1 protein-coding gene (cut by a window edge) is annotated in these 12,166 nt (G+C 74.7%); it reads left to right on the top strand.

The window, feature by feature from the left end; translation table 11 throughout:
- The first annotated feature begins 56 nt into the window (after window positions 1-56).
- Window positions 57-12,166 carry the 5' portion of an SDR family NAD(P)-dependent oxidoreductase gene (locus AB0K17_RS15480; RefSeq protein ID WP_365983211.1) on the top strand. Its footprint extends 19,438 nt past the window's final position, so 12,110 of the gene's 31,548 nt are visible here — the first part of the coding sequence; its start codon is at window positions 57-59; the stop codon falls past the right edge of the window.

The following is a 12,166-nucleotide window of genomic DNA, read 5'->3' as shown; positions in this document are numbered from 1 at the left end:
CGACCCAGTCAGACGAAAACGCACCTTTTCCACGACTGGGAGAAAGCACACCACCCATGGCCCACACCGAAGACAAGCTCCGCGACTACCTCAAGCGGGTCACCGCCGACCTGCGGCGGGCCAAGCAACGGCTGGAGTCCGTCGAGGCCCGCAACAGCGAACCCGTCGCCGTCATCGGCATGGCCTGCCGCTTCCCCGGCGGCGTCGCCTCCCCCGAGGACCTGTGGCGCCTGGTCGCCGACGGCACCGACGCCGTCGGCGACCTGCCCGCCGACCGCGGCTGGGACCTCGAGGACCTCTACGACCCCGAGCCCGGCACGCCCGGCAAGAGCTACGTCCGCCACGGCGGATTCCTCACCGGCGCCGCCGACTTCGACCCCGAGCTCTTCGGCATCGCCCCCCGCGAGGCCCTCGCCATGGACCCCCAGCAGCGCCTGCTGCTGGAATCCGCCTGGGAGGCCGTCGAACGCGCCCGCCTCGACGTCGCCACCCTGCGCGGCACCGACACCGGTGTCTTCGTCGGCGGCGCCGACACCCACTACGGCACCCTCGCCCGGCAGACCGACGAGACCGAGGGCCACCTGCTCACCGGCGGCGCCACCAGCGTCCTGTCCGGCCGCATCGCCTACACCCTCGGCCTCGAAGGCCCCGCCGTCACCGTCGACACCGCCTGCTCCTCCTCCCTGGTCGCCCTCCACCTGGCGGTGCGCGCCCTGCGCTCCGGCGAGTGCTCCCTCGCCCTGGCCGGCGGCGTCGCCGTCATGCCCACCCCCAGCCTCTTCACCGAGTTCTCCCGGCAGCGCGGCCTGGCCCCCGACGGCCGCTGCAAGCCCTTCGCCGAGGCCGCCGACGGCACCGGCTGGGCCGAGGGCGTCGGCGTCCTCCTCGTCGAACGCCTCTCCGACGCCCGCCGCAACGGCCACCGCATCCTCGCCGTCGTCCGCGGCACCGCCGTCAACCAGGACGGCGCCAGCAGCCGGCTCACCGCCCCCAACGGCCCCGCCCAGCAGCGCGTCATCCGCGCCGCCCTCGCCGACGCCCGCCTGACCCCCGACCAGGTCGACGCCGTCGAGGCGCACGGCACCGGCACCACCCTCGGCGACCCCATCGAGGCCCAGGCCCTGCTCGCCACCTACGGCCAGGACCGCCCCGCCGAGGCACCCCTGTGGCTCGGCGGCATCAAGTCCAACATCGGCCACGCCCAGGCCGCGGCCGGCGTCGCCGGCGTCATCAAGACCGTCATGGCCCTGCGCCACGGCCGCCTCCCGCGCACCCTGCACGTCGACGCCCCCACCTCGCACGTCGACTGGAGCACCGGCGGCGTACGGCTGCTCACCGAGGACACCCCCTGGCCCGCCACCGACCACCCCCGCCGGGCGGCCGTCTCCGCCTTCGGCATCAGCGGCACCAACGCCCACGTCGTCCTGGAACAGGCCGACGAACCCGAGCCCGCCGACGAGCCCGGGGCCGCCCGCATCACCCCCGGCGTCGTCCCCTGGCTGCTGACCGGCAAGACCGAACAGGCCCTGCGCGACCAGGCCGCCCGCCTCCTCGCCCACCTCACCGCGGCCGACCCCGCCCCGAGCCCGGCCGACATCGCCCTCTCCCTCGCCACCAGCCGCACCCGCCTGCCGCACCGCGCCGTCCTGCTGGGCACCGACCAGGACGCCCTCGTCCACTCCCTGACCGCCCTCGCCACCGGCGCCGCCGGCACCGACCCCGCCACCGTCCTGGGCACGGCGACCGCCGGCCACGGCGGCACCGCCTTCCTCTTCTCCGGCCAGGGCGCCCAGCGCCCGGGCATGGGCCGCGAACTCCACGCCCGCTTCCCCGCCTTCGCCGAGGCGTTCGACGCCGTCTGCGCCGGCCTCGACACCCACCTCGACCGCCCCCTGCGCGAGGTGATGTGGGGCGACGACCCGGCCCTTCTCGACGCCACCGGCTACGCCCAGCCGGCCCTCTTCGCATTCGAGACGGCCCTCTTCCGCCTGCTGGAGTCGCTCGGCATCCGCCCCACCCACGTGGCCGGCCACTCCCTCGGCGAACTGACCGCCGCCCACGTCGCCGGCGTGCTGTCCCTGACCGACGCCTGCGCCCTGGTCGCCGCCCGCGGCCGCCTCATGCAGAACCTGCCGGCGGGCGGCGCGATGGTGGCCGTCGAGGCCACCGAGGCCGAGGTCCTGCCGCACCTGACCGACGAGGCGTCGATCGCGGCGGTCAACGGCCCGTCGTCCGTGGTCGTCTCGGGCACGGAAGCGGCCGTACTGGCCCTGGCCGCCCACTTCGAGGCCGACGGCCGCAGGACGAGCCGGCTGCGCGTCTCCCACGCCTTCCACTCACCCCTGATGGACCCCGTCCTCGACGACTTCCGCACCGTCGCCGAGAGCCTGACCTACCACCCGCCGGCCCTCACCGTCGTCTCCAACGTCACCGGCACCACCGCCACCGACGACCAGCTCACCTCGCCCCGGTACTGGGTCCGCCACGTCCGCGACGCCGTCCGCTTCGCCGACGGCATCGCCTCCCTCCTCGCCGACGGCGTCACCCGCATCCTCGAAATCGGCCCCGACGCCACCCTCACCGCCCTGGCCCGCCCCTGCCTGCCCGAGGACGCCGGCCACCTGACCGTCCTGCCCACCCTGCGCAAGGACCGGCCCGAGGAGCAGGCCCTCGCCACCGCCCTCGCCGAACTGACCGTACGCGGCACCGGACCCGACTGGGCCGCCCACCTCGCCGGCACCGGCGCCCGCACCGTCGACCTGCCCACCTACGCCTTCGGCCACGAACGCTTCTGGCCCCGCCCCGGCCGCACCCAGGTCGCCGACATCGGCACCGCCGGCCTGAAGGCCACCGGCCACCCCCTCCTCGGCGCCGTCACCTCCGTCGAACAGACCGACGGCGACGGCCTGCTGCTGACCGCCCGGCTGTCCCCGCAGACCCACCCCTGGCTCGCGGACCACAAGGTCGGCGACCGCATCCTGCTCCCCGGCACCGCCTTCGTCGAACTCGCCGTCCGCGCCGCCGACGAGGCCGGCTGCGGCCGCATCGAGGAACTCACCCTCGCCGCCCCCCTCGTCCTGCCCGAGCACACCGGCACCCAGCTCCAGCTGCACGTCGGCCCGGCCGACGACAGCGGCCGGCGCACCCTGACCGCCCGCTCCCGCCCCGAGGGCGACGGCGAACGCCCCTGGACCCGGCACGCCACCGGCGTCCTGGCCCCGGCCGAACAGGAACCCGGCGACCTCACCGCCCCCGGCTCCGCCTGGCCCCCCGCCGGCGCCCGGCCGGTCGACCTCACCGGCCTGTACGCGCGCATGGCCGACGGCGGCTTCGCCTACGGACCCCTCTTCCAGGGCCTGCGCGCCGCCTGGCAGGACGGCGACGACGTGTACGCCGACGTCGCCCTGCCCGAGGACGCCCGCGCCGAGGCCGCCGCCTACGGCCTGCACCCCGCCCTCCTCGACGCCGCCCTGCACGTCACCGCCTTCAACGGCATCGACCACGGCGTCCTGCCCTTCTCCTTCGAAGGCGTCTCCCTGCACGCCTCCGGCGCCCCCGCCGTCCGCGTCCGCGTCACCCGCACCGGCGAGGACACCGTCTCCGTCACCGTCGCCGACCCCGCCGGCCACCCGGTCGCCACCGTCGCCACGCTCGTCCTGCGCCGCCTCACCGGTGGCGAGGCCGGCACCCCCGCCACTCGCAGCGACGCGCTCTACGGCGTCCAGTGGACCGAGCAACGCCCGCCCGCCGCACCGCGGCAGGAGCCCGTCGCGGTCCTCGGCACGCCCGCCGGACTGCCCGCCGGCCTGGCGACCGAGCCCTACGACGACCTCGCCGCCCTGGCCGCGGCCACCGAGGTCCCGGACGTGGTGCTGGCCCCGGTGCCGGCGCAGACCGCCGGGGACACCGTCGCCGCGGCCCACGCGGCGACCACCCGGGCCCTGCAGACCGCCCAGGCATGGCTGGGCGAGGAGCGGTTCGCCCACGCCCGCCTGGTCTTCCTCACCCACGGCGCCACCACCGGCACCGACCCGGCCGCCGCCGCGGTCTCGGGCCTGGTGCGCTCCGCCTCCTCCGAACACCCCGGCCGCTTCGGCCTCCTCGACCTCGACGGCACCGCGGACGCCTGCGCGGATGCCACTGTTCTGCGTGCTGCCCTCGCCCTCGCCGACGAGCCGCAGCTGGCGATCCGCGACGGCAAGGTGCTCGCCGCCCGGCTCGCCCCCGCCCGGACCCCCGCCGACGCGGACGGCACCCGGCACCCCGCCTGGCGCCCCGACGGCACCGTCCTGATCACCGGCGGCACGGGCGGCATCGGCCGCGCCGTGGCCCGCCACCTCGTGCGCGAGCACGGCGTCCGCAGCCTGGTCCTCGCCGGCCGCCGCGGCCCGGCGGCCGAGGGCGCCGAGGAACTGACCGCCGAACTGCGCGACGCCGGCGCCCACGTGGTGATCGAGGCCTGCGACGTCGCCGACCGGACAGCAGTGAGCGAACTGCTGGCCCGGCACACCGTCACGGCCGTCGTGCACTCGGCCGGCGTCCTCGACGACGGCACCATCGAAGCCCTGACCCCCGAGCGGGTCGCCCACGTGCTGCGGGCCAAGGTGGACGCCGCCTGGCACCTCCACGAGGCGACGAAGGACCTCGACCTCGACGCCTTCGTCACCTTCTCCTCCGTCTCCGGCGTCTTCGGCGGCCCCGGTCAGGGCAACTACGCGGCGGGCAACGCCTTCCTCGACGCTCTCGCCGTCCACCGGCGTACCGCCGGTCTGCCCGCCGTCTCCCTCGCCTGGGGTCCCTGGACCCAGGACGGCGGCATGACCGGCACCCTGTCGGACGTCGACATCCACCGCATCGCCCGCTCCGGCATGCCCGAACTCACCCCCGCCGAAGGCGTCGCCCTCTTCGACGGCGCCCTCGCCGTCGGCGAACCGCTCGTCCTGCCCGTCCGCTTCGACCTGGCGGCACTGCGGCAGCACGGCGACGTACCCCCGCTGCTGCGCGGCCTGGTCCGCGCCCGCCGGCGCACCGCCGCCACCGCCGCCTCCCCGACGGCGACCGGCCTCGCCGGCCGCCTCGCCGGGCTGGCCGGACCCGAACGGCGCGAGGTGCTGCTGGACCTCGTCCGCGGCCGGATCGCCGTCGTCCTGGGACGCGCCGGAGCCGAGACCGTCGACCCGAACCGGGCCTTCCAGGACCTCGGCTTCGACTCCCTGACTGCCGTCGAGCTGCGTAATCGTCTCGGGTCGGTGACGGGTCTGCGGCTGCCTGCCACGCTGGTCTTCGACTATCCGACGGCTGATGCGCTGGTGTCCTTCCTGCTGGACGAACTCTTCGGGGCCGAGACGGCGGCGGTGGCGGTGACGCCGTCGGCGGTGTTGCCGTCGGTGGCGGACGACCCGATCGTGATCGTCGGCATGGCCTGCCGCTACCCGGGCGGGGTCGCCTCGCCCGAGGACCTGTGGCGGCTGGTGTCGGAGGGGGTGGATGCGGTGTCGGGCTTCCCGACCGATCGCGGCTGGGACCTGGAGGAGCTCTACAACCCCGACCCCGATGCCCTCGGCACCTCCTACACCCGCTCCGGCGGCTTCCTGCACACCGCGGGCGACTTCGACCACGAGTTCTTCGGCATGAGCCCGCGCGAGGCGCTGGCCACCGACGCACAGCAGCGCCTGCTGCTGGAGACCACCTGGGAGGCGCTCGAGCGATCGGGCATCGACCCGGCCTCGCTCAAGGGCAGCCGCACCGGCGTCTTCGCCGGCGTCATGTACACCGACTACGGGAACACCCTGGTCGGCGACCAGTTCGAGGGCTTCCGTGGCAACGGCAGTGCGGCCAGCATCGCCTCCGGCCGGATCTCCTACACCTTCGGCTTCGAGGGCCCTGCGGTGACCGTCGACACGGCGTGTTCGTCGTCGCTGGTGGCCCTGCACTGGGCGGCGCAGGCGCTGCGCACCGGCGAGTGTTCGCTGGCGGTGGCCGGTGGTGTGACGGTGATGTCGACGCCGACGACGTTCGTGGAGTTCTCGCGTCAGCGCGGGCTTTCGCCGGACGGGCGTTCCAAGGCCTTTGCCGATGCCGCGGACGGTGTCGGCTGGTCCGAGGGCGTGGGCATGCTGGTGCTGGAGCGGTTGTCGGATGCCCGGCGGAACGGCCACCGCGTGCTGGCGGTCGTGCGGGGCTCGGCGGTCAACCAGGACGGCGCGTCGAACGGTCTGACGGCGCCCAACGGCCCCTCCCAGCAGCGGGTGATCCGCCAGGCACTGTCGGCCGCCGGCCTGACGACGGCGGATGTCGACGCGGTGGAGGCGCACGGTACGGGGACGACGCTGGGCGACCCCATCGAGGCGCAGGCCCTGATCGCCACGTACGGTCAGGAGCGCGAGGCGGACCGGCCGCTGTGGCTGGGCTCGGTGAAGTCGAACCTCGGCCACACGCAGGCTGCGGCCGGTGTTGCGGGCGTCATCAAGATGGTGATGGCGATGCAGGAGGGTGTCCTGCCGCGCACGCTGCACGTCGATGCACCGTCCACCCACGTGGACTGGACGGCCGGAGCCGTGGAACTGCTGACGGAACCCGTCGCGTGGACGGCGCCCGACCGCCGGCGCCGGGCGGGCGTGTCCTCGTTCGGCGTGAGCGGGACGAACGCCCACGTCATCCTCGAAGAGCCGGAGCCCGTCGAGGCCGCGCCGGAAGCCGGTGCCGACAGCCCGGCGGAGGTGGTTCCGTGGGTGCTCTCGGCCAAGAGCCCGGCGGCCCTGCGCGGGCAGGCCGCCCGCCTGTTGGCACGCATCGCGGATCAGCCGGACCTCCCGGCAGCGGACGTCGCCACCGCACTCGTGACGAGCCGCTCCCTCTTCGACCACCGCGCGGTGGTCCTGGCGCCCCGGGACCGGGACGCCGCCGTACAGGCCCTGTCGGCGCTCGTGACGGGGGAAACCCACGCCGCCGTCACCGAGGGAGTGGTGGGGAACGCCGGGAAGACGGCGTTCCTCTTCACCGGCCAGGGTGCGCAGCGGTTGGGGATGGGGCGTGAGTTGTACGAGCGCTTCCCCGTTTTCGCTGAGGCGTTCGATGCGGTGTGTGCGAGCCTGGACGAGCACCTCGACCGTCCCCTGCGCGAGGTCGTCTGGGGCGAGGATGAGGAGCTGCTGAACCGCACGGTGTACGCGCAGGCAGCGCTTTTTGCGGTCGAGGTCGCCCTGTTCCGGCTGGTGGAGTCGTGGGGCGTCCGCGCCGACTTCGTCGCCGGTCATTCGATCGGTGAGGTGGCGGCGGCGCACCTGGCCGGGGTCTTCTCGCTGGCGGATGCGTGTGCGTTGGTGGCTGCGCGGGGTCGCCTGATGCAGGCGCTGCCTGCCGGTGGCGCGATGGTCGCGGTGCAGGCGACGGAGGCCGAGGTCCTGCCGTACCTGACCGACGAGGTGTCGATCGCCGCCATCAACGGCCCTTCCGCCGTGGTGATCTCCGGCGACGAGAGCACCGTCCTGGAGCTCGCCGCCCGCTTCGAGGCCGAGGGGCGCAGGACGAGTCGTCTGCGCGTCTCCCACGCCTTCCACTCGCCGCTGATGGAACCGATGCTGGAGGACTTCCGCCGGGTGGTGGAGCGCCTCGCGTTCGATACTCCGCAGCTGCCCGTTATGTCCAACGTGACCGGCGGCCTCGCGGCCGCCGAGACCCTGACCTCGGTCGACTACTGGGTCGGCCACGTCCGCGAGGCGGTCCGCTTCTCGGACGGTATCGCCGCCCTGCGGGCGGAGGGCGTGACACGCTTCCTGGAGCTCGGTCCCGACGGCGTCCTGTCGGCCATGACCCGCGAAACCCTCGCGGACGACTCGGTTGCCATGCCGGTCCTGCGCAAGGGCCATCCCGAGGAGCCCACCGCTCTGGCTGCGCTTGCCGCGCTGCACGTCGACGGCGGTCGGGTCGACTGGACGGCAGTGATCGGCGGCGCGGCGAGCCGGCGGGTCGACCTGCCGACGTACGCCTTCCAGCACCGGCGGTTCTGGCCGGCGGGTGTGGTGGCGCGTGCGGGTGATGTGCGGTTCGCGGGTCTGTCGTCGGCCGAGCATCCGTTGTTGGGTGCGGCGGTGGAGCTGGTGAACACGGAGGGCTTCCTGTTCACGGGTCGGCTGTCGGTGCAGTCGCACCCGTGGCTGGCGGATCACGTCGTCATGGGTTCGGCGCTGGTGCCCGGCACGGCTCTGGTGGAACTGGCCCTGCGCGCCGGTGACGAGGCGGGTTGCGGTGTGGTGGAGGAGTTGACGCTTGCCGCGCCGCTGGTTCTGCCCGAGCAGGGTGCGGGTGTGCAGGTGCAGGTGTGGGTCGGTGAGGCGGACGAGACGGGCCGCCGGGCGGTGACGGTTCACTCCCGTACGGGCGAGGAGCCCTGGACGCTCCACGCCAGCGGCACGCTGGCCGGTGAGACCTCCACTCCTTCGTTCGATGCTTCGGTGTGGCCTCCACAGGGTGCCGAGCCGGTCGATGTCTCCGATTGCTACGAGCAGTTCGCCGAAGCCGGTTTCGCGTACGGTCCGGCGTTCCAGGGCCTGCGGGCAGCTTGGCGCCTGGGCGAGGACGTCTACGCCGAGGTGGCGCTGCCGGAGGGCGTCGAGGCGGGTGCGTACGGTCTGCACCCGGCCCTGTTCGACGCCGCCCTCCACGCTGTCGCCGCCGTCGGTGGTGACGGTGACGGGGGAGTGCCGTTCTCCTGGACCGGGGTTGCTCTGCACGCCACCGGTGCCGCTGCCGTACGGGTCCGTATACGGCCCGCTGCCAACGGTGTCGAGGTGGCGATCGCCGACACCACCGGCGCGCCCGTGGCGTCCGTGGAGTCGCTGGCGGTCCGGCCCATCTCCTCGGACCAGCTGCGGACGGCCGTCGACCGCGACGCGCTCTTCACCGTCGAGTGGACGCCGGTCCAGGTCCCGGGCGAGGGTGCCGTTCCCACCGTCACCACGGCAACGCCCGACCTCGATCTGGAGGCCCTGGCCGCCGCGGACGGCGTCCCGGAGGTCGTCCTCGTCGAGGTCTCCGGTTCCGCGGATGTCGTCGCGTCCGTGCACGAGCTGACGGCCCGTGTGCTCGGCCTCGTCCAGGCATGGGCGGTGGACGAGCGGTTCGCCGCCTCGCGCCTGGCCTTCCTCACCCGGGGCGCGGTCGGCGGCGCCGATCTTGCGGGCGCTGCCGTCCGGGGTCTGGTCCGCTCGGCGCAGCTCGAACACCCCGGACGGTTCCTCCTGGTGGACGTCGAGGCAGGGGCCGAGGGGGCTGTCCTGCCCCGGGCCCTGGCCCTCGACGAGCCGCAGCTGCTCATCCGCGGTGACGGCGACGTCCTGGCCGCGCGCCTGAGCCGCGCGGCGGCCCAGGCCCCGACCACCGACGCCTGGGACTCGGAAGGCACCGTCCTGATCACCGGTGGTACCGGAGGTCTCGGCCGGATCGTCGCCCGGCACCTGGCCGCCCGTACCGACGTGCGCAACCTGCTGCTGGTCAGCCGGGGCGGCCCCGCCGCCCCGGGCGTCGCCGAACTGCTCGCCGAGCTGGAGGCGGACCACGGCGTGAGCGCCACCGTCGAAGCCGCCGACGTCACCGACGCGGCCGCCGTGGCGGAGCTGTTCGCCCGGCACCGCATCACCGCCGTCGTCCACACCGCCGGCGTCCTCGACGACGGCGTGATCGGCTCCCTCACCCCCGAACGGCTCTCCGGCGTCCTGCGCCCCAAGGCCGACGCCGCCTGGCACCTCCACCGGGCCACCGAGGACCTCGACCTCGACGCCTTCGTCGTCTTCTCCTCCGTCGCCGGCGTCTTCGGCAGCGCGGGCCAGGCCAACTACGCGGCCGGCAACGCCTTCCTCGACGCCCTCGCCGCCCACCGGCGCGCCGCCGGGCTGCCCGCCGTCTCCCTCGCCTGGGGCCCCTGGGCACAGGCGAACAGCGGCATGACCGGCACCCTCTCCGAGGCCGGGATCGAGCGCATCGCCCGCACCGGCATGCCGGCTCTCACCACCGAGCAGGGGCTCGCCCTGTTCGACGCGGCGCTCGGCGCCGGCGAGCCCCTTGCCGTACCCGTCCGCCTCGACCTGGCCGCCCTGCGCGCGTACGGGGACGTGCCGCCCCTGCTGCGCGGCCTGGTCCGCTCGCGCACCCGGCGCGCATCCGCCGCGGCACCGGCCGGTGACGCCGCCGCCTCCGGTCTCGTCGCACGCCTGGCCGGGCAGCCGGAGGAGCAGCGGCGCGAGGCGCTGCTCGACATCGTGCGGGCGCAGATCGCCCTCGTCCTCGGGCACGCGGACGGCGCGACCGTCGACCCGGCCCGTGCCTTCCAGGACCTGGGCTTCGACTCCCTCACCGCCATCGAGCTGCGCAACCGCCTCGGCAAGGCCACGGGCCTGCGGCTGCCGGCGACCGCCGTCTTCGACTACCCGACCGCGCATGCTCTGGTCGGCCACCTCCACGACGAGCTCTTCGGTACGGTCCCGGCCGGCGCAGCGGAGATCCTCCCCACCGCGGCCGCCATGGCCGACGACCCCGTCGTCATCGTGGGCATGAGCTGCCGCTACCCCGGCGGGGTCGCCTCGCCCGAGGATCTGTGGCGGCTGGTGGCCGACGGCGTGGACGCCGTCTCCGGCTTCCCCGGAGACCGCGGCTGGGACGCCGCGGACCTCGACGAGGCCGACATCGCCACCCGCTCCGGCGGCTTCCTGCACGACGCCGCCGACTTCGACCCCGACTTCTTCGGCATGAGCCCCCGCGAGGCGCTGACCACCGACGCCCAGCAGCGCCTGCTGCTGGAGACGACGTGGGAGGCGATCGAACGCGCCGGCATCGCCCCGGCCTCGCTCAAGGGCAGCCGTACCGGCGTCTTCGCCGGCGTGATGTACCACGACTACGCCTCCCTCCTCTCGGGCCGCGAGTTCGAGGGCTATCAGGGCAGTGGCAGTGCGGGCAGCGTCGCCTCGGGCCGTGTCTCGTACACCTTCGGCTTCGAAGGTCCTGCGGTCACGGTCGACACGGCGTGCTCGTCGTCGCTGGTGGCGCTGCACCTGGCCGCGCAGGCGCTGCGGTCGGGGGAGTGCTCCCTGGCGGTGGCCGGTGGTGTGACGGTGATGGCCACCCCCATGACGTTCGTCGAGTTCTCCCGCCAGGGCGGTCTGTCCGCCGACGGCCGGTGCAAGGCGTTCGCCGACGGCGCCGACGGCGTCGGTTGGGGCGAGGGCGTGGGCATGCTCGTTCTCGAACGGCTCTCCGACGCCCGCCGCAACGGCCACCGCGTCCTCGCCGTCGTCCGTGGCTCCGCGGTCAACCAGGACGGTGCCTCCAACGGGCTGACCGCGCCCAATGGCCCGTCCCAGCAGCGCGTGATCCGCCAGGCCCTGGCCAGCGGCGGTCTGTCCACCGCCGATGTCGACGCCGTCGAGGGCCACGGCACGGGCACCACCCTGGGCGACCCGATCGAGGCCCAGGCCCTGCTCGCCACCTACGGCCAGGACCGGGACGCCGAACGGCCGCTGCTGCTCGGCTCGATCAAGTCCAACATCGGCCACACCCAGGCCGCCGCCGGTGTCGCGGGTGTCATCAAGATGGTCATGGCGATGCAGCACGGCGTGCTCCCGCACACCCTGCACGTCGATGCCCCCTCCACCCACGTCGACTGGACGGCCGGTGCCGTCGAACTGCTGCGGCAGCCCGCACCCTGGCCGGACGCGGCGCGGCCGCGCCGGGCGGGCGTGTCCTCGTTCGGCATCTCCGGCACCAACGCCCACGTCATCCTCGAACAGCCCGAGAACGAGCCCGAGAACGAGCCCGAGAACCAGCCCGGGAATCAGCCCGGGAACGAGCCCGGGAACGAGCCCGGGAACCACCCTGCGTCGCAGCTGCCGGAGCCCCGGCAGGAGACCCCCGCGGCCGGCCCGCTGCCCCTGGTCCTCTCGGCCAGGGACGAGGCCGCCCTGCCCGCGCAGGCCGCACGCCTGCTCGCGCACCTGCAGGAGCACCCCGGCCTGCGGCTCGCGGACGTGGCGTACTCCCTGGCCACCGGCCGTACCGGCTTCCCGCACCGGGCCGTCGTCCTGGCCGCCGACCGGGACACCGCCCTGCGCGCGCTGACCGCCCTCGCCGAGGGCACCACGGACGAGACCGTCGCCGCGGAGGGCACGGTGCGCCC

The sequence above is a fragment of the Streptomyces sp. NPDC049585 genome (assembly GCF_040675615.1).
Classification (GTDB): domain Bacteria; phylum Actinomycetota; class Actinomycetes; order Streptomycetales; family Streptomycetaceae; genus Streptomyces; species Streptomyces luteosporeus.
Note: the sequence above shows the minus strand (reverse complement) of the source record. Positions and strands in the feature narration are given on the sequence as shown.